18 protein-coding genes and 1 pseudogene are annotated in these 26,734 nt (G+C 69.6%); 9 read left to right on the top strand and 10 right to left on the bottom strand.

Annotation, left to right across the window (positions count from 1 at the left end):
• Positions 1-608: 608 nt before the first annotated feature.
• On the bottom strand, positions 609-2,852 hold the full coding sequence (locus KBC94_RS03630; RefSeq protein WP_294366394.1) for a TonB-dependent siderophore receptor: 2,244 nt from the start codon (positions 2,850-2,852) through the stop codon (positions 609-611).
• 195 nt (positions 2,853-3,047) lie between these two features.
• Between KBC94_RS03630 and KBC94_RS03625 the strand changes: the two genes are divergently transcribed.
• Entirely contained in the window at positions 3,048-4,061 is a 1,014-nt protein-coding gene (locus KBC94_RS03625) for an LLM class flavin-dependent oxidoreductase (protein WP_294366393.1), read from the top strand.
• Positions 4,062-4,112: 51 nt separating this feature from the next.
• On the opposite strand, the gene KBC94_RS03620 is transcribed toward KBC94_RS03625, so the two are convergent.
• Positions 4,113-5,021 carry a hypothetical protein gene (locus KBC94_RS03620; RefSeq protein ID WP_294366391.1) on the bottom strand — a complete coding sequence of 303 codons (909 nt, stop codon included), beginning with the start codon at positions 5,019-5,021 and terminating at the stop codon, positions 4,113-4,115.
• 291 nt (positions 5,022-5,312) lie between these two features.
• On the opposite strand from KBC94_RS03620, the pseudogene KBC94_RS03615 reads away from it, so the two are divergent.
• Together KBC94_RS03615 and KBC94_RS03610 are read left to right on the top strand one after the other, a co-directional pair.
• Positions 5,313-8,084 (top strand): annotated as a pseudogene (locus KBC94_RS03615) (N-6 DNA methylase); the annotation flags it as partial.
• Between the two features lie 62 nt (positions 8,085-8,146).
• Positions 8,147-8,455: a M48 family metallopeptidase gene (locus KBC94_RS03610; protein WP_294366388.1), complete on the top strand. Its 309-nt coding sequence runs from the start codon at positions 8,147-8,149 to the stop codon at positions 8,453-8,455.
• Here KBC94_RS03610 and KBC94_RS03605 read toward each other — a convergent pair.
• The 4 genes from KBC94_RS03605 to leuS are packed head-to-tail and all read right to left on the bottom strand — an operon-like array spanning position 8,415 to position 13,453.
• Complete coding sequence (locus tag KBC94_RS03605; RefSeq protein ID WP_294366770.1) at positions 8,415-9,140, bottom strand: 5'-methylthioadenosine/adenosylhomocysteine nucleosidase; 726 nt, start codon at positions 9,138-9,140, stop codon at positions 8,415-8,417. The genes KBC94_RS03610 and KBC94_RS03605 overlap by 41 nt on opposite strands.
• Before the next feature lie 38 nt (positions 9,141-9,178).
• Positions 9,179-10,225 carry a DNA polymerase III subunit delta gene (gene holA, locus KBC94_RS03600; protein ID WP_294366386.1) on the bottom strand — a complete coding sequence of 349 codons (1,047 nt, stop codon included), beginning with the start codon at positions 10,223-10,225 and terminating at the stop codon, positions 9,179-9,181.
• 13 nt (positions 10,226-10,238) lie between these two features.
• Positions 10,239-10,802, bottom strand: a complete 564-nt coding sequence (lptE, locus tag KBC94_RS03595) for an LPS assembly lipoprotein LptE (protein WP_294366383.1) — start codon at positions 10,800-10,802, stop codon at positions 10,239-10,241.
• Complete coding sequence (gene leuS / locus KBC94_RS03590; protein WP_294366382.1) at positions 10,799-13,453, bottom strand: leucine--tRNA ligase; 2,655 nt, start codon at positions 13,451-13,453, stop codon at positions 10,799-10,801. Before leuS ends, lptE begins: the two co-directional genes overlap by 4 nt.
• Positions 13,454-13,659: 206 nt before the next feature.
• On the opposite strand from leuS, the gene glgB reads away from it, so the two are divergent.
• The 5 genes from glgB to KBC94_RS03565 are packed head-to-tail and all read left to right on the top strand — an operon-like array spanning position 13,660 to position 23,244.
• Positions 13,660-15,825: a 1,4-alpha-glucan branching protein GlgB gene (glgB, locus tag KBC94_RS03585; RefSeq protein WP_294366381.1), complete on the top strand. Its 2,166-nt coding sequence runs from the start codon at positions 13,660-13,662 to the stop codon at positions 15,823-15,825.
• Entirely contained in the window at positions 15,822-17,864 is a 2,043-nt protein-coding gene (gene glgX, locus KBC94_RS03580) for a glycogen debranching protein GlgX (protein ID WP_294366380.1), read from the top strand. Before glgB ends, glgX begins: the two co-directional genes overlap by 4 nt.
• A 57-nt stretch (positions 17,865-17,921) precedes the next feature.
• Complete coding sequence (glgC, locus tag KBC94_RS03575) at positions 17,922-19,241, top strand: glucose-1-phosphate adenylyltransferase (RefSeq protein ID WP_294366378.1); 1,320 nt, start codon at positions 17,922-17,924, stop codon at positions 19,239-19,241.
• Positions 19,241-20,716 carry a glycogen synthase GlgA gene (glgA, locus tag KBC94_RS03570; protein ID WP_294366377.1) on the top strand — a complete coding sequence of 492 codons (1,476 nt, stop codon included), beginning with the start codon at positions 19,241-19,243 and terminating at the stop codon, positions 20,714-20,716. The genes glgC and glgA overlap by 1 nt, the downstream gene beginning before the upstream one ends.
• A 59-nt stretch (positions 20,717-20,775) precedes the next feature.
• A complete protein-coding gene (locus KBC94_RS03565) occupies positions 20,776-23,244 on the top strand; it encodes a glycogen/starch/alpha-glucan phosphorylase (RefSeq protein ID WP_294366376.1) in 2,469 nt (822 codons plus the stop codon).
• Positions 23,245-23,349: 105 nt separating this feature from the next.
• On the opposite strand, the gene KBC94_RS03560 is transcribed toward KBC94_RS03565, so the two are convergent.
• The 4 genes from KBC94_RS03560 to bamE form a co-directional block, all read right to left on the bottom strand.
• Entirely contained in the window at positions 23,350-23,814 is a 465-nt protein-coding gene (locus KBC94_RS03560; RefSeq protein ID WP_294366374.1) for a biopolymer transporter ExbD, read from the bottom strand.
• Between the two features lie 67 nt (positions 23,815-23,881).
• Positions 23,882-24,583, bottom strand: coding sequence for a MotA/TolQ/ExbB proton channel family protein (locus KBC94_RS03555; protein ID WP_294366372.1), 702 nt, complete (start codon positions 24,581-24,583; stop codon positions 23,882-23,884).
• 38 nt (positions 24,584-24,621) lie between these two features.
• Complete coding sequence (dapB, locus tag KBC94_RS03550; protein WP_294366370.1) at positions 24,622-25,461, bottom strand: 4-hydroxy-tetrahydrodipicolinate reductase; 840 nt, start codon at positions 25,459-25,461, stop codon at positions 24,622-24,624.
• Between the two features lie 94 nt (positions 25,462-25,555).
• Positions 25,556-26,110, bottom strand: coding sequence for an outer membrane protein assembly factor BamE (gene bamE / locus KBC94_RS03545; protein WP_294366369.1), 555 nt, complete (start codon positions 26,108-26,110; stop codon positions 25,556-25,558).
• Between the two features lie 116 nt (positions 26,111-26,226).
• Between bamE and fur the strand changes: the two genes are divergently transcribed.
• Entirely contained in the window at positions 26,227-26,643 is a 417-nt protein-coding gene (fur, locus tag KBC94_RS03540; protein WP_076505370.1) for a ferric iron uptake transcriptional regulator, read from the top strand.
• The last annotated feature ends 91 nt before the right edge of the window (positions 26,644-26,734 follow it).

Below are 26,734 nucleotides of genomic sequence, written 5' to 3'. Positions count from 1 at the left end.
CGCGTGGAGGCGGGCGTTGGGCATCCAAGAGGCCGGAGTTGCGCGGAAATCAACCACGGTGGCGCACCGGCCCCCATCCCTGCCTTCCCCAGCGGGGGACGGAGTCCGGCCAGGGCGGCAAGATAAGCAGTGAGCGGTGAGCGGTGAGCAGTGAGCAGTAAGCGGTGAGCGGTGAGGGGCGCAGGACGTGATGCCAGCCGATCAACCGCAACGCAGGCCCTGGTGCCGGTGAGGGCGTGGCGGCGCGCCTGTGGGGTGCCGAGCAGCGCAGGGCGGACGGGCTGCGGGCCTGCCGAAGGACAGGCCCGCTTCGTGATCTGACTCGCGGCAGTTGTTTGAGCGCAGCGCGAAGCGCGTAGCGAGTTCTGCCGCGGCCCGTCTGTCCGAGCACCGGAGGGGAGTCGGCGCGCAGCGCCGACCGCCCCACTTGAAGCGCCGACACGCCCTCACCGGCGCCAGGGCCGGACCATCGACCGCGACTACCGACTACCGACTACCGACTACCGACTGCGGACCGCAAACCGCAAACCACTATCACCGCCACCGGACGCAGCAGCAAAACACCCCAGGCCCAAGCAACCGTCAGCTCAACCCACAGCAACCAGCCCTCAGAACTTCGCCCGCAAGGTCAGCATGATGTTGCGCGGATCCGCGTAATTGGCGTAGTCCAGGTTGGCCCAGTACTTCTTGTTCGTCGCGTTGTTGATGTTCAGCGTCGCGCTCAGCCGCTCGTTGAACTTCCACGTCGCTCGCAGGTTCAGCACCGCCACCGGCGGATCGGTCACCGTCACCGTGCCCAGGATCGGATGCGGAATGTTGAAGCCCTCGATCTTGGTCTGCCACTGCAGCCCGCCGCCCACCGACAGCGGCGACAGCGGGCCGCTCAGCTGATAGTCCGTCGACAACTGCAGCAGATATTCCGGGAAATTGGCGTAGATCAGGTCGCTCGCATTGCGCTCCACCTTCGTGCGCGTCAGGCCCGCACTCACACGCCAGCGCGGTGTCACGAAGCCGGCCAGTTCGGCCTCGAAGCCGTACGAGCGCGTGCCGTCCACCGCCCGGTAGGCCGAGCTGTTATCGGGCAGCGTGCCGGCCGGCACGCTGGAGTCGCGCACACCGAAGTTGTCCTGCTTGGTCTCGTAGATCGCGAAGTTGCCCGTGAGGCGACCGTCCAGCAGGTTGCCCTTGATGCCGATCTCCGCATTGCTGCCCGTCACCGGCGCCAGCGGGTTGTTGTTGGCGTCGCGGTAGTTCTGCGGGTTGAAGATGCGGCCGTAGCTGGCATAGATCGATGCATCCGGCGTGACGTCGTACATCAGGCCCACGAAGGGCGTGCTCTTGCGCTCCACCTTCTGCACGCCGGTAGTGCTCACGTACTGACCCGCCGTGTTGAAGCTGCTGGTCGCACGCTCCCAGTTGGTCAGGCGCACGCCGGTCATGAGCGACAGCGCATCGGTCAGCCGCCAGCGGCCCGACGCATACAGGCCGGTCTGGTCGGTGGTCTGCTCGTTCCAGGCGCCCGTCTTGCGGTAGTAGGGCTGCGGCGCGTAGCCGTTCCAGGCGTAGATGTTGGGGATGTCGTAGCGCCAGCTGGACAGCGAGGTGTAGCTATCGGCGCGCGTCACCGTGTGGTAGTCGGCAATGCCCAGCACCACGTCGTGCGTGCGGCCGCCGATGTGCAGCTTGCCCGACAGGTAGGTGTCGATGGCGTTCTGCGTCTCGGTGCCGCCGCCCACGGACCCGTACAGCGTGATGCCGGCACCGGTCAGGCGGTTGATGAAGGGCGCCGACAAGGTGGTGCGTCCGTAACCATAGGTCCGCAGGCTGAAGGTCTCGCCCTCGGTGCGGGCAATGCTCGCGCGCAGGCTCCAGTCGTCGTTGAACTGGTGCTCCAGGTTGGCATACAGCGTCTCCGATTCGCGGCTCCAGCGCGTCCACGAGGGCGAGAAGCTGGTGGAGACCGGCAGGTCGATCTTGCCGCCGTCCGTGGCAAAGCGCGGGATCGTTCCCCAGATGGGCGCCTTGGGGTCGTTCTTCTGCCGCTGGTAGCCGATGGAGGCCACGGTGCTGCTGCCCAGGTCGGCCTCCACCACGGCCAGCATGGCGTTCTTGTCCTCCGAGTAGCGGTCGCGGAAGGAGTCCCTCTTCTGCGGCGCGATGACGAAGCGGCTGCGCACGCTGCCGTCGGCATTGAGGGGCACGTTCAGGTCCAGCTCGGCGCGCTTGAAGTCCCACGAGCCGGCCGACAACGACACCGAGCCGGAGAACTGCCGCTGCGGCCGCTTGCGCGTCAGGCTCACCGTGGCCGAGGGCGTGCCCACGCCGGTCAGGATGCCATTGGCGCCGCGCACGACATCGATGCGCTCGTACAGCGCGGTGTCGAACTCCTGGTTGGTCGTGCTGCTGTAGCTGGGCAGGCCATCGATCTGGAAGTCGGTGATCTGGAAGCCGCGCGCAAAGTACAGCGGGCGCTGCGTGTCGTAGAAGCTCACGGCCACGCCGTTCACGTTGCGCAGCACGGCGTCGATGCTGGTGAGCGACTGGCGCTCGATCTGCTCGCGGGTGACGCTGGTGACGGACTGCGGCGTCTCGCGGGCCGTGAGCGGCAGGCGGGTGGTGGCACTTTCGCGCGCACCCTGCACCGTGACCGCATCGAGCGACTTCTGGAGCGACCGCCGCGCGGCAGGCGCCTCGGGGGCTTCGGCGGCCGGTTCCGCGGTCTCCGCGGTCGTCTGCGACCAGGCGGGCAACGCACCCAGCGCGAACGCGGCCAGGGCCAGCGGACGCAGGGGGAGGCGCGGGGAGGAGAAAGAAGAAGGGACGGCCGAACGCGACCGGCGGCAAGCAGGCATGCAATGCTCCTGGGGCAGGAATGAAAGGGCTGGCTGGCAGCGCTTTCCCCACAGGGACGCACAGCTTGCTATGGCGAAAAACGGCAGATTGTAAGAAGCCGTGCCAAGCCGCCCACGGCGGGGTCGGTGCGTCGGCCTCCGGCGCGCAAGGGCCCACGCCGGCAGGATCAATCCGATCGGTTCATGATCGGCGCCATGTCCGATTCGCAGCAGTTGCCCCTGTCCATCCTCGACCTGTCCCCGATCCGCGACGACGGCGATGCGGGACAGTCTTTCCGCCACTCGCTCTCGCTCGCCCAGCATGGCGAGGCGCTGGGCTTTCGCCGCTACTGGCTGGCCGAGCACCATGGCATGCCGGGCATCGCCAGCGCGGCCACCTCCACCCTGCTGGCCTACATCGGCGCCGGCACCCGGTCGATCCGCATCGGTGCCGGCGGCGTGATGCTGCCCAACCATTCACCGCTGGTCATCGCCGAGCAGTTCGGCACGCTGGAGTCGCTGTACCCCGGCCGCATCGACCTGGGCCTGGGCCGCGCACCGGGCTCGGACCAGCGCACCTCGCGCGCGCTGCGGCGCGACTTGGCCAGCGATGCCGACCAGTTTCCGCAGGACGTGCTGGAGCTGATGGATTTCATGAGCCCCGAGCCGCGCCAGCCCGTGCTGGCCGTGCCGGGACGCGGGCTGCAGGTGCCCGTGTGGATCCTGGGCAGCAGCACCTTCGGTGCGCAACTGGCGGCGCACCTGGGCCTGCCCTATGCCTTCGCCTCGCACTTCGCGCCGCAGCAGCTGATGCCGGCGTTGCGCATCTACCGCGAGACCTTCAAGCCCTCCGCCCAGCTGGCCAAACCCTACGCCATGGCCGGCTTCAACATCTTCGCGGCGGACGATGAAGCCCAGGCGCACCTGCTGGCCAGCTCGTGGCAGCAGTCCTTCGTCAACGTGCGCAGCGGCCGGCCGGGACGGCTGCCGCCGCCGGTCGCGGGCTACCGCGAGCGCATCGGCCCGTCCGAGAACATGCTGCTCGACAGCGTGCTCTCATGCGCCGCCATCGGCACCAAGGAGACGGTGCGCGCCGGCCTGCAGGACTTCATGGACCGCACCGGCGTGCAGGAAGTGATCGTCGCCAGCGGCATCTACGACCATGCCGCACGGCTGCGCTCGTACGAGATCGCGGCCGAGGCCGCGCGCGAGCTGCGCCTGCCCGCCTGAGGCAGGCCGGCGAAAGGCGGCGGCGCCTTGTGGAGCCGCCGCCGCGCCCGATCAGAAGCGGGCCTTGACCGCCGCGACCGGGCCCTGGAACTTGATGCGCAGCCCCTGGAGGCCGGGGTCGTCGCGCTTCAGGTCCACGTCGGTGACGGCATAAGCCAGCGACACGCCCACATTGCGCCACGGGAACCATTCCGCACCCAGCTGCGCGTTGTAGATGCTGCCGTGCACGCCGCTGCTGCCGCCCTTGCGGATGCCCGAGGCATCGAAGAACAGGCGCAGGTCGGGCGAGATGGCATGCCGCACGCCCACTTCCAGCATGGGCGCCACGGCGTCGTCGCTGTCCTGGCGGCTGTAGTTGCCGCTGGTGCCGTAGAAGCCCAGGCTGGGCAGATTGGCGCTGGCTGCGGCGAAGGCATTGGTCTCCAGCTTGACCTTGTAGTAGCCGATGCCGGCGCCGATGCCGAACACCGTGTTGCCCGAGCCGAACCAGTAGCGGTAGCCCAGGCGGGCCACGTCCAGGTCGAAGTTCAGGTTCAGGCCGGCCGTGCCGGTGACGCCGAAGGGGCCACTTGTGTAGCCCGCGGTGCCGGCGTTGGCGTAGTTCTGGCTGTAGCGGAAGGCCTCGAAGGAGATGCCGTGGTTGTCGCCGAGCAGGATCTCGCCGGCGATGCGCGGCAGCGCCTTGCGGTCGGCGGTCACGTCGCCGGTATTGAAGGAAGCGAAGGAATTGCCCACGGTCGCGCTGACCTTGGGCTCGGCATAGAAGGCGCCGACCGACAGGCTGATGCGGTCCAGCGCGGGCGAGACGGTCGGGCGCAGGGCCGGATCGGTGGCCATCGCGGTCTGCTGTTGGGCCAGGGCGGACAGTGGCAGCAGCACGGAGCCGGCCGCCAGGGCCAGGGGCACGCCGGCGCGGCGCAGCGGACGGGGCGAGGAAGTGGAGGGCGAGAAGCGGGGCATGGTGCCGGTTCCTTCGACGGAATGAATGATGTGCGCAGAGGTGCGTGAAGCGGACGGACCGGCGGCCGGTGGTTCTCCAGGTGCCAGCAGAACCAGGCGGCATGCCGACCATCCAGTGGCAGCAGCCTATCGATGGGAAGGCCGCACCCAAGCGGAAGGCGTCGCCCGCGGATGTAGGACGGTGGCGGCGTCCAGAGCTCGCGAGGTCGACGCTGCCCGTCAGCGTCTTCCCGGCCGTCTACGGCTTCACGTGGCTTGACGGAGCGGACAAATATTGCAAACATCGCAAAAATGACATTTCAAATCGGCGAACTTCCGGCACTCTTGAGGGCCATCCGTGCCTCCCTCAACCTCACGCAAGAACAGCTGGGCCAGCGTCTGGGCGTTTCCTTCGCCACAGTCAACCGATGGGAAGGAGGAGGATCGCAGCCGCAGAGAGCGGCCGCTGCGGCCATTGAGGCGCTCGCGGCCGAGGCAGGCCTGTCGGCACACCAAATCAGCCCTGAGACAGCCGCCGTCGAGGTCAGCCGTCGCCGCAAGACGAGCCTGCACGTCGCGACCACCACCACCAAGCCGATGGAGCAGATGCTCTGGGATGCCGCGTGCTCGATTCGCGGCGAAAAGGACGCAGCCAAGTTCAAGGACTACCTGCTGCCGCTGGTCTTCCTCAAGCGTCTGTCCGATGTGTTCGATGACGAAGTCGAACGCCTGGCCGAGGACTACGGCGACAGGAGAACCGCCCTGCAGATCGCCGAAGCCGACCATTCGCTGCTGCGCTTCTACCTGCCGCCGGAGGCACGATGGGGCGTGATCAGCGGTCGCGAGCCCTTCGCATGGCCCGCGGACGACCGGGGGCGCAGCACGGCGCCCAAGGATGCTGGCGAGCACCTCACCCGCGCGCTGCGCGGCGTGGTCAAGCACAACCCCAGCCTGTCCGGCGTGATCGATGTGGTGGACTTCGCCGCCGAGCGCAACGGCGAGCGGGACATCAACCCCGCCAAGCTGCGCGAGGTGATCGAGACCTTCTCGGACCCGCGCTACCGCCTGGGCTTGGCCGACGTGCAGCCCGACTTCCTGGGTCGGGCCTACGAGTACCTGCTGCGCAAGTTCGCCGAAGGTTCCGGGCAGAGTGCGGGCGAATTCTTCACGCCCACCGAAGCCGGCTTCCTGATGGCGCACATCCTGCGCCCGCGGCCGGGCGAGACCTGCCACGACTTCGCCTGCGGCTCTGGCGGCCTGCTCATCAAGCTGCAGCTCGTCTCGCGCGAGCTTGACCCGATCGCCAAGGTGCCGCTCAAGCTCTACGGCCAGGAACTGGAAGGCGCCAGCTATGCCGTGGCCCACATGAACGCCACGATCCACGACATGGACATCGCCTTCGCGATGACCTACTTCGCGGTGCAGACGCGCAAGCAGGAGCTGATCGAAACCCGCATCGCCGAGTGGGAGCGGCTGCAGGCCCGCGAAAAGCTGACGCTGTCGCAGAAGGAACTGTCTGGCGTGCTCTACGAGCGCGGCATCGACAGCCAGGGCTTCGGCCGCATCTTGAGCAAGGGCGACGCCGCCCTGTTCGGCGGCCTGAGCACGCAGAACATGAAGGGGCGGCTGGCGGTGCCGGAGGGGCGGCCGCTGGCGGACTTCCTGCCCACGATCACGATCAAGGCCAAGGACTTCGCCAACGAGATCACCAACACGCAGGTGAAGCAGCGCGACCTGCGCGGTGAGACCAGCATCAACCGCGAGGCCTGCGCCAAGTACAAGCGCGCCCTGGACAAGCTGCTGCCGCCCGAGTGGACCGTGCCGGTCTACACCGACAACGCGGCGGACATCGTGGACCGGCCGCTGGTGGCCCAGCTGCAGATCAGCCCTGAGCGCGAAGAGGATGTGCGCCTGCTGTTCAAGAAGCCCGACCGCGAGCCCAAGATCCTGATCGTCACCGACAAGCTGCTGACCGGCTACGACGCGCCGCCGCTGTACTGCCTGTACCTGGACAAGCCCATGCGCGACCATGTGCTGCTGCAGAGCATTGCACGGGTCAACCGGCCCTATGTGGATGCCCAGGGCGTCAGCAAGAAGGTTGGCCTGGTGGTGGACTTCGTGGGGGTGCTGCGCGAGCTGAGGAAGGCACTGAAGTTCGACTCTGCCGATGTGAGCGGGGTCATCGAAGACCTGGACGTGCTGCTGGCCGACTTCCTGCAGAAGATCGTTCAGGTCAAGGCAGACTACCTGGGCGATGTGGGCGACGGCAGGGCCGACGAGCAGTTGGAGCGGGTGGTCTACGGGCGCTTCCTGGACGCCGCGGTGCGCAAGGCCTTCTTCGAGCGCTACAAGGAAATCGAGGCCCTGTGGGAAATCCTGTCGCCTTCGCCCGAGCTGCGCGACCACATCGCCATCTACAAGCAACTTTCGGTGCTGTATGCCGCCGTGCGTAACGCCTATGCGGAAAAGGTGGGCTTCATCGCGGATCTGGCCTACAAGACCCGCCGGCTGATCGAGGAGAACGCCACCCAGCAGGGCCTGGGCCGGCTGACCAAGAGCATCACCTTCGACACCAAGACGCTGCAGTCGCTGCGGGACGACTCGGGCACCGACGAAGGCAAGGTGTTCAACCTGGTCCGGGGTCTGCAGAAGGAGATCGACGAGGACGCCAGCGCCGCGCCTGTTCTGCAGCCGTTGAAGGACCGGGCCGAGCGCATCCTCAAGGACATGGAACAGCGCCGGACCACCGGCCTGGCGGCCATCGACCAGCTTGCAGCCCTGGCTGCGGAAAAAGAGGAAGCGATGAAAGCGACGGCAGCGAGCGGCCTGTCCAGCCGTGCCTTCGGCGTCTACTGGACGCTGCGCGACGACCCGGATCTGAAGGCAGCCCACATCGACCCCATGACGCTGGCGCGGGAAGTGGAAGTCCAGTGGGACAAGTTTCCGAATGCCGCCGTCAACTCGGACGAAAGACGGCGCCTGCGCGGTGCGCTGTACCAGCCCTTGCTGAAGCTGACCACGGCAGCCATGACGCGCGTCGTCGACACGGTCGTCGCCACCTTGCTCAAGGATTCGGAACGATGAGGGAGGGCTCGGGTGATCGGGCGCGGCGTGCTGCGGGGCGCCGCAGAGGATCTGGCGACGCCGTGCAGGAACTGCGGCAGCGGACCATGGCCTGGGCCGTCAGGCTGCGGGTCAATCCTCGAACCGTGCGCGTTCAGGACATGGACAGGAAGTGGGGCTCTTGCACGTCCAGTGGCACGGTGACACTGGCCTACGACCTGGTGCACCGGACCGGAGACTTCCAGGACTACGTCATCGTGCACGAGTTGCTGCACCTGCGCCTGCCCAATCATGGGCGCCTGTTCAAGGCCCTGCTCACGGCGCACGTGCCCGGCTGGCGCGAGCTGGAAGCTACAGCCGCGTCAGGGCCCGCCGCACGATGGCCGCGCTGAACGGGCTGGCCACGCGGGCCACGAAGCGGCCGAAGTCGGCATGGGCCGCGTCGTCGGCGCGATCGGAGACGGTGCGCACAGCCGCAAACGGAACACCCCAGTCGTGGCAGACCTGGGCGACGGCGGCGCCTTCCATCTCCACGACCAGCGCATCGGGCAACGCGTTGCGCAGCGCCGCGCTCTCCGCCGCCGTGGCGACGAAGCGGTCACCGCTCACGATCAGGCCGCGGTGCAGCCGCGCCTGCGTCAGCGCGAACTCGGCCTGCACCTCGGCCGGCAGGTGCGTGGGCAACGCGGCCAGCACCTCCTGCGCCGCGGCGGCCAGGGCGTCGGCCAGCGCGGCGTCGGCCGCAAAACGGGCCACGCCGGTCAGTGGCACCTCGTGCCGCGGAAAGAGCGGCGAGGCGTCCATGTCGTGCTGCAGCAGCTCACGCGCCACCACCACGTCGCCCACGGCCACGCCGTCGCCCAGGCCGCCGGCCACGCCGGTGAAGAGCACGGCCCGCACGCCGTAGCGCGCCAGCAGCACGGCGGCCGTGGTGGCGGCGGCGACCTTGCCGATGCGCGAGAGCACCACGACCACCGGCCGGCCCTCCAGGTGGCCGCGCCAGAACTGGCGGCCGGCGACCGTCTCGGCCTGTTCGTCGGGCATGGCGGCAAGCAGGGCCGCCAGCTCCTCGTGCATGGCGCCGACGATGGCGATGGGGGCGTCTTCTGCAGCGCTCACGCGCACAGCTTCGCCGTCATCAGCCCCAGCCGCTGCAGCGCCTGCCAGGGGTCGGCGGGCCAGTCGGGCTGCTTGAGGCCCTTGACGATGCCGTCGGTGACATGCGCGGCGCGCAGCAGGCGGGCCAGCGCGCGCGGCGTGAGGCGCGGCAGCACGCGCTCGAAGGCGCGCTCGCGCGGGCCCCAGATGCGGTTCTCGCGCAGGGCCATGGGCAGCGGACGGCCCGCCTCCATGGCGTCGCGCACGCGCTTGAGGGCGCGGATGTCCTCGGCCAGCGTGTAGTGCACCAGCACCGCCGCCTCGCCCTCGGCCTGCAGGCCGCTGAGCATGCGGGCCACGCGCGGGGCGTTGCCCGAGAGCACTGCGTCCGACAGCTTGAACACGTCGTAGCGGGCCACGTTGTTGACGGCGGCCTCGACCTGCTCCCAGCCCAGCTCGCCGGGCGGATGCAGCAGGGCCAGCTTCTGGATCTCCTGATGGGCGGCGAGCAGGTTGCCCTCCACCCGGTCGGCGAAGAACTGCAGCGTGCGCTGGCCCTCCTCCCCGGCCTTCACGCGCTGGCCCTGGCGCGCCAGGCGCTGGGCGATCCACTGCGGCAGGGCGCCGCGTTCGACCGGGTCGACCTGCAGCGTGACGCCGTGCGACTCCAGGGCACCGAACCAGGCCCCGCTCTTGGTCATCTTGTCCAGCCGCGGCAGGAAGACCAGCGTGAGCGTGCCGTCGCTGGCCGAGGCCCCCTCGGCGATCTGCTGCAGGGCGGTGCTGCCGTCCTTGCCGGGCTTGCCCGACGGGATGCGGATCTCGATCAGCTGCCGATCGGCGAAGAGGCTGAGCGAGCCGCCCGCGGCCAGCACGCTGCTCCAGTCGAAGTGGGCGCCGGCCACGGTGAAGCTGCTGCGCTCGGTGTAGCCGGCCGCGCGGCCCGCCGTGCGGATGGCGTCGGCCGCCTCCTGCACCAGCAGCGGCTCGTCGCCGTGCACGGTGTAGAGGGTGCGCAGGCCCTTGGCCAGGTGCGCGTCGAGCTGGGCGGCGGCCAGTTGCATCGGGACGACGGACTCAGGACGCGGCGGGCGGCTTGGCCGCCGCCAGGCGGCGCACCAGCTGCTGGGCCATGTCCTGCATCATGTCGCGGTACAGGAAGTTCTGTTCCGCTTCCTTGGCCAGCACGGTGTTCTCGTTGTAGCTGATGTCGCGCGACAGCGTGATCGAGGTCTTGGGGATCAGCTCGCGGCCGTCCTTGGTGCGCAGCCGGTAGCTGATCTGCAGCGTGATCGACAGGTCGCGGGCCTGGCCCGTGGAATTGGTCGAAAGGATGGCGCTGTTGCGGGACTCGTCGCTGAGCTCACAGATGGCCTCGGCCTCGGCCACCGGGTCGGTGTTGGCCAGCACCTTCAGGTCGCCCTGGCCGCGCAAGGCGCGGCGCAGCTCGGCGGCCACGCCCGGTACGCCGGTCACGGCGATGGAGCGGAAGGGAAACTGCGCGGCCCCGCGCAGCCGGAAGCCGCAGCCGCCCAGCAGCGCGGCCAAGGGCAGCATGGCCGCGCCCGCCAGCAGGCCGCGGCGCGAGACGCGCTGCGCCGTGTCCGACGGCCGCCCGGCAAGGCGCGCGCCCGTCGTCATGCCACCACCACGTTGACCAGGCGACCCGGCACCACGATCACACGCTTCACGGCCTGGCCGTTCGCATGCTTGGTGAAGGCCTCGCTGGCCACGGCCAGGGCCTCGATCTCGGCCTTGTCGGCGCTGGCCGGCACCACCACGGCGCCGCGCAGCTTGCCATTGATCTGCAGCATGAGTTCGACCTCGTCCTGCGCCAGGGCGCTTTCGTCGACCACGGGCCAGGGCGCATCGAGCAACACGCCCTGCGCATCGGCGTAGCCGAGCTGCTTCCACAGCTGGTGCGTCAGGTGCGGCGTGACCGGGTAGAGCACCCGCAGCAGGATGCCGAAGCCTTCGCGCAGCGCGGCCACGCCGCCTTCCTCGCCCTCGGCCTTGAAACCTTCGAGCGCGTTGAGCAGCTTCATCGCGCCGGAGACGACGGTGTTGTACTGCATGCGCTGGTAGTCGTAGTCGACCTGGCGCAGCACGGTGTGCACCTCACGGCGCAGGGCCTTGGCGGCCTTGCCGGGCGCGGCGCCATCGGCGGCGGGCATCGCGGCCAGCGCCTGGCCGAAGTTCCACACGCGACGCAGGAAGCGGAAGCTGCCTTCCACCGCCGCGTCGTTCCACTCCAGGGTGGCCTCGGGCGGCGCGGTGAACATGGTGTACAGGCGCGCGGTGTCGGCGCCGTACTTCTCGATCAGCTCCTGCGGATCGACGCCGTTGCGCTCGCTCTTGCCCATCTTGCCGACGCCGCCGTACTCGACCACCGTGCCGTCGGCCGTGGTGCCGCCGGTGATGCGGCCCTGCGCGTCCAGCGTGGGCGTGACCTCGGCGGGCGGGAAGTAGTCCTTGCCGCCCTTGGCGTTGCGCTTGAAATAGATGTGGTTGAGCACCATGCCCTGCGTGAGCAGGCGGGTGAAGGGCTCGTCGATCGTCACCAGGCCCAGGTCGCGCATCACCTTGGTCCAGAAGCGCGCGTACAGCAGGTGCAGGATGGCGTGCTCGATGCCGCCGATGTACTGGTCCATGCCGCTGCCGCCCGCGGCGCCGCCCTGGCCCCGCATCCAGTAGCGGGCGCCGTCGGCCACCATGGCCTGGTCGTTGGCCGGGTCGCAGTAGCGCATGAAGTACCACGAGCTGTCCACGAAGGTGTCCATCGTGTCCGTCTCGCGGCGGGCCGGCTTGCCGCAGGTGGGACAGGTGCAGGCGAGGAAGTCCTCGCGCTTGTTCAGCGGATTGCCGCTGCCGTCGGGCACGCAGTCGGTGGGCAGCACCACGGGCAGGTCCTGCTCGGGCACGGGCACGGGGCCGCAGTCGGGGCAGTGGATGATGGGGATCGGCGTGCCCCAGTAGCGCTGGCGGCTGATGCCCCAGTCGCGCAGGCGCCAGGTGGTCTTCTTGGCGCCCAGGCCCTTTTCCTCCAGCGCGTGCGCCACGGCGTCGACCGCCTCCTGGTGGCGCATGCCGCTGAAGTTGTCGGAGTTGATGGTGACGCCGCGTTCCTTGTCGGCGTACCAGTCCTGCCAGCGGTGGAAGTCGAAGTGCGGCTCGTCGTCCACCAGCACCACCTGCACGATCGGGATGCCGTACTTGTTGGCGAAGGCGAAGTCGCGCTCGTCATGCGCCGGCACGCCCATGACGGCGCCGTCGCCATAGCTCATCAGCACGTAGTTGCCGACCCAGACCGGCACCTGCTCGTCGGTGATCGGGTGCGTGACCGTGAGGCCCGTGGGCACGCCCTTCTTCTCCTGCGTGGCCAGCTCGGCCTCGGTCACACCCCCGGCCTTGCATTCGGCGATGAAGGCGGCGACCTTCGGATCGCTCTGCGCCGCATGGGTGGCCAGCGGATGCTCCGGCGCCACGGCGCAGAAGGTCACGCCCATGATGGTGTCGGCGCGCGTCGTGAAGACGTACAGGCGCCCGTCCTGGATCGGGGCGCCGTCCGCGCCGCGGATGTCGTGCGTGAAGGCGAAGCGCACGCCGCTGCTCTTGCCGATCCAGTTCTCCTGCATCAGCCGCACGCGCTCGGGCCAGCCGGGCAGCTTGTGCTGCACGTGGTCGAGCAGCTCTTCGGCGTAGTCGGTGATCTTGAGGTAGTAGCCGGGGATCTCGCGCTTCTCGACCGGCGCGCCGGTGCGCCAGCCGCGGCCGTCGATCACCTGCTCGTTGGCCAGCACGGTCTGGTCCACCGGGTCCCAGTTGACGACCTGGGTCTTGCGGTAGGCGATGCCCTTCTCGAGCATCTTGAGGAACAGCCACTGGTTCCACTTGTAATAGCTGGGGTCGCAGGTGGCGACCTCGCGGCTCCAGTCGATGGCCAGGCCCATGGCCTGGAGCTGGCCCTTCATGTACGCGATGTTCTCGTACGTCCACTTGGCCGGCGGCACGCCGTTCTTGAGCGCCGCGTTCTCGGCCGGCAGGCCGAAGGCGTCCCAGCCCATGGGCATGAGCACGTTGTAGCCGCTCATGCGCAGGTAGCGCGCCAGCATGTCGTTGATGGTGTAGTTGCGCACATGGCCCATGTGCAGCTTGCCGCTGGGGTACGGCAGCATGGAGCAGGCGTAGTACTTCTTCTTGCCCGCGACCTCGGTCACGCGGTAGACATCGGCGGCGGTCCAGTCGGCCTGGGCGGCGGACTCGACTTCACTCGGTTGGTAGGTGGGATTCATGGGCTTGGCACAGGCGCCCGGCGCAGGGCGGGCCGGGGACCGGCGATTATCAGGGCTTGGCGCAGGCCGCACGGGGTGGCCCGTTTCTCGCTTGCGGCGCGGGCGACCACCGGTACCGCCCTGGCCTCCCGTCCCGTCGGACGGCCCAGGGTATTCGCTACATTTGGAACCCCTGCGGCGTCCTCTTCGCCTTCCCCCTTTTCCGAATGCTTTCCGACGGCGAAATCCAGTCCCTCATGCGGGCCGAGCATGGCGACCCCTTCGCCGTGCTCGGCCCGCACCGCGTGGCCGGCGGGCTGCGCATCGCGGCCCTGCTGCCGGGGGCGCGTCAGGTGGCGGTGCTGCATGCGGCCTCGGGCGATCCGCTGGCGGTGCTGCAGCGCCAGGGCGACTCGGATGTCTTCGCCGCCCTGGTGCCCTCCGCCCCGGCCGAACTGGGCTACCTGTTGCAGGTGCAGTGGGACGACGGCCATGCCTCCCGCCTGCACGACCCCTACCGCTTCGGGCCCGTGCTGTCCGACCTGGACGTGTGGCTGCTGGCCGAAGGCACGCACCTGCGGCCCTTCGAGGTGCTGGGCGCGCATCCGCGCGTCCAGGCCGGCGTGCACGGCGTGGCCTTTGCCGTCTGGGCGCCGCATGCGCGCCGCGTGTCGGTGGTGGGCGACTTCAACACCTGGGACGGTCGCCGCCACCTGATGCGGCGGCGCCCCGAATGCGGCGTGTGGGAGATCTTCGCGCCGCACGTGCAGCCGGGCGATGCCTACGAATTCGAGATCCTGGCCGCGGACGGGGCGCTGCTGCGCAAGGCCGACCCCTACGCCTTCGGCGCCCGCCTGCGGCCCGGCACCGCCAGCGTGGTTCGCGAATTGCCGCCGCCCCTGCCGCTGCCGCCCGAGCGCGCTGCCGCCAACCGGCGCGACGCGCCCATCAGCATCTACGAGGTGCACCTGGGCTCCTGGCACCGCAAGAACGGCCATGAATGGCTCAGCTACCGCGAGCTGGCCGAGACGCTGGTGCCCTATGCCGCCGGGCTGGGCTTCACCCACCTGGAGCTGCTGCCCGTCAGCGAACATCCCTTCGACGGCTCCTGGGGCTACCAGCCCATCGGCCTGTATGCGCCGACCTCGCGCTTCGGCACGCCGGAGGACTTTCGCCATTTCGTGCAGGCCGCCCATGCCGCCGGGCTGGGCGTGATCCTGGACTGGGTGCCGGCGCACTTTCCCACCGACGCGCATGGCCTGGCGCGCTTCGACGGCACCGCCCTTTACGAGTACGAGGACCGGCGCGAGGGCTTCCACCGCGACTGGAACACGCTCATCTTCAACTGGAAGCGCACCGAGGTGTGCAACTACCTGGTCGGCAATGCGCTTTACTGGCTGGAGCGCTTCGGCATCGATGGCCTGCGGGTGGATGCGGTGGCCTCCATGCTGTACCGGGACTACAGCCGCCCGCACGGCGAGTGGCTGCCCAACGAACACGGCGGCCGCGAGAACCTGGAGGCCATCGCCTTCCTGCGCCGCATGAACCAGGTGGTGGGCACCGAGCGGCCGGGCGCCGTCACCTTCGCCGAGGAATCGACCAGCTTCCCCCGCGTCACCCAGCCGCCCGAAGCTGGCGGCCTGGGCTTCCACTACAAATGGAACATGGGCTGGATGAATGACACGCTGGCCTACGCCCACACCGATCCGCTGCACCGCCGCCACCAGCACCGGCAGATCACCTTCGGCCTGATGTACGCCCACAGCGAGAACTTCGTGCTCCCGCTGTCGCACGACGAGGTGGTGCACGGCAAGGGCCCGCTCATCGACAAGATGGCCGGCGGCGACGACTGGCAGCGCTTTGCCGGGCTGCGGCTTTTGTACGGCTGGCAATGGGCCTATCCGGGCAAGAAGCTGCTGTTCATGGGTGGCGAGTTCGCCCAGACGCGCGAATGGAGCCACGACCGCGGCCTGGACTGGCACCTGCTCGACGAGGCGCCGCACCAGGGTGTGAAGCGCCTGGTACGCGAACTCAACCGCCTGTACCGCCACTTTCCGGCCCTGTTCGAGCAGGACTGCGAGCCGCAGGGCTTCGAATGGATGGTGCACGACGACGAGGCGCAGTCCGTCTTCGCCTTCGTGCGCCGCGCCCCCGACGGCGCCCTGCTGCTGGCGGTGGCCAACTTCACGCCCGTGGTGCGCCACGACTACCGCGTGGGCGTGCCCCGGGCCGGCGCCTGGCGCGAGGTGCTCAACACCGACAGCGAACGCTTCGGCGGCAGCGGCGTGGTCAACGGGATGGCCAACACGGTGCCCGAGCCGATGCACGGCCAGGACCAGCACCTGGCGATCGCCGTGCCGCCGCTGGCGGTGACGTGGTGGACCCTCGCATGAGCCTGCTCGCCGGTCGGCCGCATCCCCTCGGCGCCACGCTCCTGCCCGGCGGCGGCGTCAACTTCGCCCTCGTCGCACCGCGGGCCGAAGCGGTGGAGCTGTGCCTGTTCGACGCCGAGGGCCGCCACGAGCAGCAGCGTCTGAAGCTCGCGCACTGCACCGACGGCGTCTGGCACGGCCTGCTGCCGGCGGCGCGCGCCGGGCTGGTCTACGGCTGGCGCGTGCACGGCCCCTGGGCGCCGCACGAAGGCCAGCGCTTCAACCCGGCCAAGCTGCTGCTGGACCCGTATGCGCGCGAGGTGGTCGGCCAGTACCGGGGCGAAGACCTCTTCCTGGGCCATGTCCCGGGCCAGCCCGAGGTGCGCGACACGCGCGACAACGCCGCCATCGCCCTCAAGGCCCGCGTGACCGCCCCGCTGCCGCCGCTGGCCGTGCCGCGGCCGCGTATCGCGGCGGGCGAACGGGTGCTCTACGAGCTGCACCCCAAGGGCCACACCATGCTGCATCCGGCCGTGCCGCCGGAGCACCGCGGCCGCTATGCCGGCCTGGCCCAGCCGGCGGTGCTCGACCATCTGCATCGCCTCGGCGTGACCACGCTGAGCCTGATGCCCGTGCAGCACCGCGCCGACGAAGAACGTCTGCAGAAGCTGGGCCTGGCCAATTACTGGGGCTACAGCCCAATCGGCTGGTTCGCGCCCGAGGCGCGCTATGCCAGCGAAGGCGGCAGTCCCGTGGCCGAGTTCCGTGCCCTCGCCGAGGCGGTGCATGCGCGCGGCATGGAACTGGTGATCGACGTGGTGTTCAACCACAGCGCGGAGACCGACGAGCTGGGCCCGACGCTCTCGCTGCGCGGCATCGACAACGCCCTCTACTACCGGCTGCGCGCCGACGCCCCGGCCTTCTACGAGAACTGGAGCGGCTGCGGCAACTGCCTGGACTTCTCCGAGCCGCGCGTGGTGCAGCTGGCCATGGACGCCCTGCGCCACTGGGTGACCGAGCTGGGCGTGGACGGCTTCCGCTTCGACCTGGGGCCCATGCTGGGCCGCGGCACGGATGGCGGCTTCGACGCCCGCGCACCCTTCCTGGCCGCCTGCCTGCAGGACCCGGTGCTCTCGCAGGCGCTGCTGATCGCCGAGCCCTGGGACATCGGCCCCGGCGGCTACCAGCTGGGGGCCTTCCCGCCCGGCTGGCTGGAATGGAACGACCGCTTCCGCGACACGCAGCGCGCCTTCTGGTTGCACCGTGCCGTCGGCCGCGGCGAGTTCGCACACCGGCTCGCCGGCTCCAGCGGCGAGTTCCACCACGACGGCCGGGCGCCCACGGCCAGCGTCAACTTCATCACCGCGCACGACGGCTTCAACCTGCGCGACCTGCTCAGCTACAACGAGCGCCACAACCTGGCCAACGGCGAGCAGGGCCGCGACGGCCATGCCCACAACCTCAGCCACAACCAGGGCGTGGAAGGCGACACCGACGACGCGGCCGTCCTGGCCCGCCGCCGGCGCCTGGCGCGCACCCTGCTGGCGGCGCTGATGTGCGCCCAGGGCACGCCCATGCTGCTGGCGGGCGACGAGTTGGGCCACAGCCAGGGCGGCAACAACAACGCCTACTGCCAGGACAACGAGACCACCTGGATCGACTGGACCCGCGCCGATGCCGCGCTGGTGGACTTCACCGCCCGCCTCACGGCCCTGCGCCGCCGCGCGGCGCCGCTGCGCCGCACCCGCTGGTGGCCCGCCGAGCCGGCCGCGAACGAACCCCGTCTGCGCTGGCTGGCGCCCGAGGGCCGTCCCATGGAGCCCGCCGACTGGGAACGCGGCCAGGCCCACGCCATGGCCGTCCGCTTCGAGGGCGAGGCGGGCGAGGGCGACTGGCTGCTGCTGGTCAACGCCGGGGATGGCCCGGCACCGTTCGTGCTACCTCCTGGCGACTGGCACCTGCACCTGGCCACCGACGACGAGACACCCACCGCGCCGCGCAACCTGTCCACCCACGAGACGGTGCCGTCCGGCACGCTCTGGCTGGCCGGGCCGGCCTGACGACGGCTGACTTTGCTTTCCACAAGACCGACACCGACCCCACAGGAGACTCACGGGATGGACCATTCCCTCGAAACCCATCAGCTGGTGCGACGAAGCATCGCCCTGGTCCTGGCCGGCGGCCGGGGCTCGCGGCTCAAGCAGCTGACCGACCGCCGCGCCAAGCCGGCCGTCTTCTTCGGCGGCAAGTTCCGCATCATCGATTTCGCGCTGTCCAACTGCATCAACTCCGGCATCCGCCGGGTGGCGGTGGTCACCCAGTACAAGTCGCATTCGCTCATGCGCCACCTGCAGAGCGGCTGGAACTTCCTGCGCGCCGAGTTCGGCGAGATGGTGGAAGTGCTGCCGGCCCAGCAGCGGGTGAGCGAAGACCACTGGTACCGCGGCACGGCCGATGCCGTCTACCAGAACGCGGACATCATCCGCTCGCGCTCGCACCGGCACGACTACGTGGTGGTGCTGGCCGGCGACCACATCTACAAGATGGACTACTCCATCATGCTGCGCGACCACGTGGCCAACGGCGGCGGCTGCACCGTCGGCTGCATCGAGGTGCCGCGCGAGGAGGCCACGGCCTTCGGCGTGATGGCCGTGGACGAATCCCGCCGCGTCACCGCCTTCATCGAGAAGCCGACCGACCCGCCCCCGATGCCCGGCAAGCCCGATGTGGCGCTGGCCAGCATGGGCATCTACATCTTCGATGCCGAGTACCTCTACCGCCTGCTGGAGGAAGACGCCGACAACCCCGAATCGGAGCACGACTTCGGCAAGAACATCATCCCGCGTGCCGTGGCCGAGGGCCGGGCGCTGGCGCATCCCTTCGGCATGTCCTGCGTGAGCCGGGTGCAGGGCGTGGTGCCCTACTGGCGCGATGTGGGCACGATCGACGCCTTCTGGTCGGCCAACCTCGACTTGGCCTCCATCACGCCCGAGCTGGACATCTACGACGACGACTGGCCGATCTGGACCTACCAGCGCCAGTTGCCGCCGGCCAAGTTCGTGCCCGACCGCGACGGCAACCCGGGGCAGGCGGTGAACATCATCGTCTCGGGCGGCTGCATCGTCTCGGGCTCCGGCGTGCGCAACTCGGTGCTGTTCTCCGGCGTGCGGGTGCATTCCTTCTGCGACATCGAGGAGGCGGTGATCCTGCCCGACGTGACCATCGGCCGCGGCTGCAAGCTGCGCAAGGTGGTGATCGACCGCGCCTGCGTGCTGCCCGACGGGCTGATCGTGGGCGAGGACCCGGTGGCCGACGCCGAGCGCTTCGAGCGCACGGCCGGCGGCGTGGTGCTGATCACGCGCGAGATGCTGCGCCGGCTCGGTCTGCAGCAGCCGGTGGAGAACCTCGCCAGCTACGGAAAGGGTGGCTCGGCCTGATGCGCATCCTGCAAGTGAGCGCGGAGCTGTTCCCGCTGCTCAAGACCGGCGGCCTGGCCGACGTGGCCGGCGCCCTGCCCCTGGCCCTGGCGGCCGCGGGCGCCGACGCCCGCGTGCTGCTGCCCGCCTTTCCCGCCATCGCGGCCGGCGTAGCCGATGCCCGGCCGGTGGCGACGTTCCACGCACCCTGGGGCGAGCCGGCCCTGCTGCGCTTCGGCTACATCGACGGCGGTGCCGGCCGGCTGCTGCCCACCTACCTGGTCGATTCGCCCGCCCTGTACGACCGTCCCGGCAACCCCTACGAAGGACCAGGCAAGCAGCCCTACGGCGACAACCACCGCCGTTTCGCCATGCTGGGCTGGGCGGCCGCGCTGCTGGCCCAGGGGCTGGACCCGCTGTGGCGCCCCGAGCTGCTGCATGCGCACGACTGGCACGCCGGCCTGGCGCCGGCCTACCTGGCTTTCGCGCGCCAGCGCGGCCAGGGCGCGGACGTGCGCAGCGTCTTCACCATCCACAACCTGGCCTACCAGGGCCAGTTCGGCGGCTGGGCCTTCGCCGAGCTGGGTCTGCCGCCCGAAGCCTTCCAGGTCGAGGGACTGGAATACCACGGCGACGTGTCCTTCATGAAGGCGGGCCTGTTCTACGCCGACCGCATCACCACCGTCAGCCCCACCTACGCCCGCGAGATCCAGACGCCCGAGCAGGGATTCGGCCTCGACGGCCTGCTGCGCGCGCGCAGCGGTGCGCTGCACGGCATCCTCAATGCGGTGGACGAGACGGTGTGGAACCCCGCCACCGACAGCCACCTGGCGCAGCGCTTTTCCATGCCCGAGGGCCGGCGCATGGCAGGCAAGGCCCGCTGCAAGGCGGCCCTGCAGCACGAGCTGGGCCTGGCGGTGGACGAGCGCGCGCCGCTGTTCATCGTGATCAGCCGGCTGACCGAGCAGAAGGGCCTGCACCTGGTGCTGGGCGGCATCGACGGGCTGCTCGAACGCGGCGGCCAGCTGGCCTTGCTGGGCAGCGGCGACGCCTGGATGGAGCAGGCCTTCCGCGAGCGCGCCGCCGCGCAGCCCAAGCGCATCGCTGCGCGCATCGGCTACGACGAGCCGCTGGCCCACCGCCTCTTCGGCGGCGCCGACGTGGTGCTGGTGCCCTCGCGCTTCGAGCCCTGCGGCCTGACGCAGATGTACGGCCTGCGCTACGGCGCCCTGCCGCTGGTGCACCGCGTGGGCGGCCTGGCCGACACGGTGGTGGACTGCGCGCTGGAGAACATGGCCGAGGGCACGGCCACCGGTTTCGTCTTCGAGCGCTTCGAGGGCGAGGACTACGCCCGCGCCCTGCGCCGGGCCTTCGCCCTGTACGAGCGACCCGCCGACTGGCGCCGCGTGCGGGCCACCGCCATGCGCCGGCCGGCCGACTGGGGCACCGCCGCTGAGCACTATCTCACGGTCTACCGGGAGGCCCTGGCCCATTAAATGCTGGGGAACCTTCGGCGCCGGGCCCCTTCCCATCCACGAAAGCTTTCAAGAACGCCATGACTCCAGCCGACTTCGAATACGACCATCCCGATCGTGACGTTGCCGCCTTCAAGCGCTCCGTGGCGACCAAGCTCATGTACGCCGTCGGCAAGGACCCGGTGGCCGCCAGCCAGGACGACTGGCTCGCCGCCACCGCCCTGGCCGTGCGCGACCAGCTGGTCGAGCGCTGGATGGCCACCACCCGCGCCAGCTATGCGCAGGACGTCAAGCGCGTGTACTACCTGTCGATGGAATTCCTCATCGGCCGCACCTTCACCAACGCCCTGCTGGCCGTCGACCTGTACGACACGGTCAAGGCCGCGCTGGCCGACTTCGACATCGACGTCAGCGCCCTGGCCGAGCGCGAGCCCGATGCGGCGCTGGGCAATGGTGGCCTGGGCCGGCTGGCCGCCTGCTTCCTCGATTCGATGGCCACGCTGGGCGTGCCGGGCATGGGCTACGGCATCCGCTACGAATACGGCATGTTCCGCCAGCGCATCATCGACGGCCAGCAGGTAGAGACGCCCGACTACTGGCTCACGCGCGGCAATCCCTGGGAATTCCAGCGGCCGGAGGTCAAGTACCGGGTGCGCTTCGGCGGCCATGTGGAAGGCCGCCAGGCCTACGGCACCGCCAAGTGGGTGGGCACCCACGACGTGCTGGCCATCGCCTACGACACCATCATTCCGGGCTACGGCACGCAGGCCACCAACACGCTGCGGCTGTGGTCGGCCCGCGCCACCGAAGAGATCGACCTCTCGGCCTTCAACCGCGGCAATTACTTCGAGGCGGTCGAGACCAAGAACCACTCCGAGAACGTCTCGCGCGTGCTCTACCCCGACGACTCCACCCTGTCGGGCAAGGAGCTGCGCCTGCACCAGGAGTACTTCTTCTGCAGCGCCAGCGTGCAGGACCTGGTTCGCCGATACCTGCGCACCCACACGGGCTTCGACCAGCTGCACGAGAAGGTCAGCATCCACCTGAACGACACCCATCCGGTGCTGGCCGTCCCCGAGCTGATGCGCCTGCTGGTGGACGAATACGACGTGGGCTGGGACGACGCCTGGGCCCAGACGCAGAAGGTCTTCAGCTACACCAACCACACGCTGATGCACGAAGCGCTGGAGACCTGGCCGGTGGAGATGCTCGGCCGCGTGCTGCCCCGCCACCTGCAGATCATCTTCGACATCAACGCCCGCTTCCTGGGCGAGGTGGCCGCCCAGGTGGGCCAGGACACCGACCTGATGCGCCGGCTGTCGCTGGTGGACGAATCCGGCGAGCGGCGCGTGCGCATGGCCTACCTGGCGGTGCTGGCCAGCCATTCGGTCAACGGCGTGTCGGCGCTGCATTCGGAGCTGATGAAGCAGTCCATCTTCGCGGACTTCGCCCGGCTGTTTCCTGAGCGTTTCAACAACAAGACCAACGGCGTCACGCCCCGGCGCTGGCTGGCGCAGGCCAACCCGCCGCTGGCCGCATTGCTGGACAAGCGCATCGGCCGCGGCTGGCGGCGCGACCTGTCGCAGCTCGAAGCCCTCAAGCCCATGGCCGAGCAGCCCACCTTCGTGCGCGCCTTCCGCCATGCCAAGCGCGAGAACAAGCTGCGCCTGGCCAACTGGATCGAGCAGCACATGGGCGTGGTGGTGGACACCGACGCCATGTTCGACGTGCAGGTCAAGCGCATCCACGAGTACAAGCGCCAGCTGCTGAATGTGCTGCACGTCGTCACGCGCTACCACCGCATCCTGGACGATCCGCACGGCCACCATGTGCCGCGCGTCGTGATCTTCGCGGGCAAGGCGGCCTCGGCCTACTTCACCGCCAAGCAGGTGATCCGGCTCATCAACGACGTGGCCGCCGTCATCAACGCCGACGAGCGCGTGGGCAAGCTGCTGAAGGTGGTGTTCCTGCCCAACTACTCCGTGAGCCTGGCCGAGATCATCATGCCGGCGGCCGACCTGTCGGAGCAGATCTCCACCGCCGGCACCGAGGCCTCGGGCACCGGCAACATGAAGTTCGGCATCAACGGCGCGCTGACCATCGGCACGCTGGACGGCGCCAACGTGGAGATGAAGGAGAACGTCGGCGACGACAACATCTTCATCTTCGGCAACACCACGCCGCAGGTGGCCGAGATCCGCGCCAAGGGCTACCGGCCACGCGACTTCTACGAAGGCAATGCCGAGCTCAAGCGCACGCTGGACGCGATCCAGTCGGGCGCCTTCTCGGCGGGCGAGCCGGGGCGCTACCAGGGCCTGTTCGACACGCTGGTGAACTGGGGCGACCACTACCTGCTGCTGGCCGACTACGCGGCCTACGTGGCCAAGCAGGCCGAGGTGGACGCGCTCTACCGCGACGCCGACGCCTGGGCGCGCAAGGCCATCCTGAACGTGGCGGGCATGGGGGCGTTCTCGTCCGACCGCACCATCGCCGAGTACGCACACGACATCTGGCGCACCAGGCCGGTGGTGCTGGGCAAGGCGGGCTGAGGGCGGCGCGCGGTCACCGTTTGGCGCCGCTGCGGGCAAGAGGCGGTCGGCCACGGACCGGCGGCCAAGCCTGCTTTTGGCCGATGCGCCGGCCGACGCAGTTGCTCAGCGTGGCGACGCGCCAGCGCGATCGATGGACGCCGGCTCGGCCACGAAGCCGATGCGCTGGATGCCCGCCTCGCGCGCCGCGTCCATCAGCGTGACGATCTCGCCATAGGGCCGGCTGCGGTCGGCGCGCAGTTGCAGTTCGATGTCCGGCACGCCCGCGGCGGCGGTGCGCAGCCGCTGCGTCAGCGCCTTGGCATCGGCAACAGGCTGGTCGTCCACGAACAGACGGCCCTGCGCGTCCAGCGCCAAGGTGATGGCGCGCGGCTGCTCCATCGGCGCGGCGGCCCCTGCAGCGGGCAGGTCGAGGCGGATCGAGCTGGCCATCAGCGGCGCCGTCACGATGAAGATCACCAGCAGCACCAGCATCACGTCCACCAGTGGCGTGACGTTGATGTCGGCCATGGGCCGCGCAGCGGGGCCGGTGCGCGGGTTCAGGCGGTCGGTGCTGCGGCCGAAGGCCATGGTGCGGGGTCGTCCTGCGTGGTGGGGATGAGAGCTCGCCCAGCTGTAGCAAGCGGCAGAGCGGCGATCAGGCCGTCACCGGCATCGGCCGTGCAGGGGGCAGCGGTGCCGTCGCCGGCTCGGGCGCGAACACGGCCAGCAGGTCATGCGCGAAGCCTTCGAGCTCGGCCTCCATGTGGCCGATGATGCGGCCGAAAACGTTGTAGGCCGCCACGGCCGGCAAGGCCACGGCCAGACCGAAGGCCGTCATGATCAATGCCTCGCCCACCGGACCGGCCACCTTGTCGATGGTGAAGCCGCCCGCCTGGCCGGCGATGCTGACCAGCGCGCCATGGATGCCCCACACCGTGCCGAGCAGGCCGACGAAGGGGGCGGTGGCGCCGATGGTGGCCAGCAGGATCTGCCCCGCCTGCAGCTGGCGCAGCACGGCCTGCAGCGCATCGCGCAGCGCCCGGGTGAGCGGGGCCTGCGGCTGGCCCAGGGCCTGCAACGTGTCGGGCGCCGTGCGCGCAGGCAGCGACTGCACGGCCTGCGCCAGCGGCAGCACCTGGCGGCGCGGGTCGAGCCCGGCCAGTCGGGCCACGCCCTCGCCCACGTCCGGCGCCTGCCAGAAGAGCGCCACTGCGCGGGCCAGCCGGCCGGCACCGCCACGCAGCACCCAGGCCTTCCACAGCAGCGTGACCCAGCTGGCCACCGACATCAGCAGCAGCAACAAGGCGACGCCGCGGCCGACGGCGTCGGCCTGGTCCAGCAGCGAAAGGGCACCCATCGTCTGCTCGCGCGGTCGCGTTGGAGGGGATGGCGCGCTCAGCGCAGGCCGAGCACGTCGAACATGTCGAACAGGCCGGCCTTCTGGCCGGCCAGGAAGCGCACCGCGCGCAGGCTGCCCTGGGCATAGCCGGCGCGGCTGCTGGACTTGTGCGAGATCTCGATGCGCTCGCCCGTGCCGGCGAACAGCACGGTGTGGTCACCCACGATGTCACCGCCGCGGATGGTGGCGAAGCCGATGGTGGAGGGGTCGCGCTCGCCCGTGACGCCTTCTCGGGCGTAGACGGCGCAGTCCTTCAGGTCGCGGCCCAGCGCGTCGGCGATCACCTCGCCCATCTTGAGCGCGGTGCCCGAGGGGGCGTCCACCTTGTGGCGGTGGTGGGCCTCGATGACCTCGATGTCGTAGCCGGTGGAAAGCGCCTTGGCCGCCATCTCCAGCAGCTTGAAGGTGACGTTGACGCCGACGCTCATGTTGGGCGCCATGACGATGGCGATGTCCTTGGCGATCTCGGCGATCTCGGCCTTCTGCGCATCGCTGAAGCCGGTGGTGCCGATCACGGCCTGCACACCCAGCTCGCGGCAGACGGCCAGATGGGCCATCGTGCCTTCGGGGCGGGTGAAGTCGATCAGCACCTGCGCACCGGCGAGGCCAGTCCGCAGGTCGGCCGTCACGGCCACGCCGGAGGCAAAGCCCAGGAAAGCGCCCGCATCGCCGCCCAGCGTGGGGCTGCCTTCGCGGTCGAGGGCGCCGGCCAGCTGGCAGTCGTCCGCGGCGCGCACCGCCTCGATCAGCATGTGGCCCATGCGGCCGGAGGCGCCCGCGACGGCGATGCGGTGCGAGGCGGAAGACGGAGAGGAGGCGACGGGAGCGGCGGTCATGCGCGTTCGCTTTCGGTGCGGGAGGGCAAGAACAACAAAGGCCGCCGGGCCGGCCGCGTTGCGACGGCGGCGACCGGCGGCCTGGGGAGAAGGTTCAGCGGGTTTCGAGCGGCGGGTAGCTCGGCGGCAGCGGCTGGGTGCTGCGCGGCAGGTCCTGCGTGGGCGACGCGGACACGGCCGGTTTGAATTTCTTGAGCTCGTCTTCCGAGGCCTGCAGCTCGGGCACCTTGCCGCTGCGCTTGCGGGTGTCCAGCGTGGCGACGAATTCCTCTTCGGAAGGCATGGTGTCGCCCTCGAAGCGGGCCAGCGTGTCGCCCTCGAAGAACACCGTCAGGCGGCGTTGCTGCGGCTCGACGCCCTGGCGGCGGATGGTGAAAACGTAGTCCCAGCGGTTGGCATGGAAGACGTCGGTGAGCAGCGGCGTGCCCAGGATCTCGCGCACCTGCTGGCGCGACATGCCGGTCTTGAGGGCGTCCACCTGCTCCTTGGAGACGAAGTTGCCCTGCACCACCTCGACCTTGTACGGCGTGATCGCGTTGAGGGCGCCGCGCACACGATCACCGGTGCTGCTGCAGCCGGCGATGCCGACGCCGACCAGCAGGACGGCCGCCAGACGAAAGCCGCTCGGGCGGAGAAGTTGTCCAGGCATGGGGAAAAAGCGTGGCGATATGATCCGGGCATTGTAGCGGCCGGCCTCTGCCAGGGCGGCTCCGACCCACAGGCAGCGCGGGCATGCCACCCGCCTCGCCAATGCCGGAATCCACCATGGGCAACATCGAAGAACTCAAGAGCACCGGCCTCAAAGCCACCCTTCCCCGCCTGAAGATCCTGGAGATCTTCCAGACCGGCGGCCAGCGCCACATGACGGCCGAAGACGTGTTCCGCGTGCTGCTGAACGAGCGCTCCGACATCGGCCTGGCCACCGTGTACCGCGTGCTGACCCAGTTCGAGCAGGCCGGCATCCTGGAGCGCAGCCACTTCGAGAGCGGCAAGGCCGTCTACGAACTCAATGAGGGCACGCACCACGACCACCTCGTGTGCACCGTCTGCGGCAAGGTCGAGGAGTTCTACGACGCCGAGATCGAGCGCCGCCAGCAGATGATCGCCAAGGACAAGGGCTGGGAGTTGCAGGACCATGCCATGTCGCTCTACGGCGTGTGCAACGACTGTAGAAACCGATAAACACCCCCCATGCCGCTTCGCGGCTCCGGGCGGCCGCCAGAGGCGGCTGCTCTTCGGGCACGTCCAAGCCTGCACTGGCAGTCTTGGAGCC

This window comes from Pseudacidovorax sp. (assembly GCF_017991995.1).
Classification (GTDB): domain Bacteria; phylum Pseudomonadota; class Gammaproteobacteria; order Burkholderiales; family Burkholderiaceae_C; genus Xenophilus.
Note: the sequence above shows the minus strand (reverse complement) of the source record. Positions and strands in the feature narration are given on the sequence as shown.

What these genes read in the sequence shown, in the direction of transcription:
- KBC94_RS03620 (WP_294366391.1), bottom strand. Translation starts at nt 5,021, where the DNA reads ATGCCCCGCTTCTCGCCCTCCACTTCCTCGCCCCGTCCGCTGCGCCGC.
- lptE (WP_294366383.1), bottom strand. Translation starts at nt 10,802, where the DNA reads ATGACGACGGGCGCGCGCCTTGCCGGGCGGCCGTCGGACACGGCGCAG.
- fur (WP_076505370.1), top strand. Translation starts at nt 26,227, where the DNA reads ATGGGCAACATCGAAGAACTCAAGAGCACCGGCCTCAAAGCCACCCTT.
- KBC94_RS03555 (WP_294366372.1), bottom strand. Translation starts at nt 24,583, where the DNA reads ATGGGTGCCCTTTCGCTGCTGGACCAGGCCGACGCCGTCGGCCGCGGC.
- KBC94_RS03630 (WP_294366394.1), bottom strand. Translation starts at nt 2,852, where the DNA reads ATGCCTGCTTGCCGCCGGTCGCGTTCGGCCGTCCCTTCTTCTTTCTCC.
- KBC94_RS03565 (WP_294366376.1), top strand. Translation starts at nt 20,776, where the DNA reads ATGACTCCAGCCGACTTCGAATACGACCATCCCGATCGTGACGTTGCC.
- KBC94_RS03605 (WP_294366770.1), bottom strand. Translation starts at nt 9,140, where the DNA reads ATGCACGAGGAGCTGGCGGCCCTGCTTGCCGCCATGCCCGACGAACAG.
- glgC (WP_294366378.1), top strand. Translation starts at nt 17,922, where the DNA reads ATGGACCATTCCCTCGAAACCCATCAGCTGGTGCGACGAAGCATCGCC.
- glgA (WP_294366377.1), top strand. Translation starts at nt 19,241, where the DNA reads ATGCGCATCCTGCAAGTGAGCGCGGAGCTGTTCCCGCTGCTCAAGACC.
- dapB (WP_294366370.1), bottom strand. Translation starts at nt 25,461, where the DNA reads ATGACCGCCGCTCCCGTCGCCTCCTCTCCGTCTTCCGCCTCGCACCGC.
- KBC94_RS03560 (WP_294366374.1), bottom strand. Translation starts at nt 23,814, where the DNA reads ATGGCCTTCGGCCGCAGCACCGACCGCCTGAACCCGCGCACCGGCCCC.
- glgB (WP_294366381.1), top strand. Translation starts at nt 13,660, where the DNA reads ATGCTTTCCGACGGCGAAATCCAGTCCCTCATGCGGGCCGAGCATGGC.
- holA (WP_294366386.1), bottom strand. Translation starts at nt 10,225, where the DNA reads ATGCAACTGGCCGCCGCCCAGCTCGACGCGCACCTGGCCAAGGGCCTG.
- glgX (WP_294366380.1), top strand. Translation starts at nt 15,822, where the DNA reads ATGAGCCTGCTCGCCGGTCGGCCGCATCCCCTCGGCGCCACGCTCCTG.
- KBC94_RS03625 (WP_294366393.1), top strand. Translation starts at nt 3,048, where the DNA reads ATGTCCGATTCGCAGCAGTTGCCCCTGTCCATCCTCGACCTGTCCCCG.
- leuS (WP_294366382.1), bottom strand. Translation starts at nt 13,453, where the DNA reads ATGAATCCCACCTACCAACCGAGTGAAGTCGAGTCCGCCGCCCAGGCC.
- bamE (WP_294366369.1), bottom strand. Translation starts at nt 26,110, where the DNA reads ATGCCTGGACAACTTCTCCGCCCGAGCGGCTTTCGTCTGGCGGCCGTC.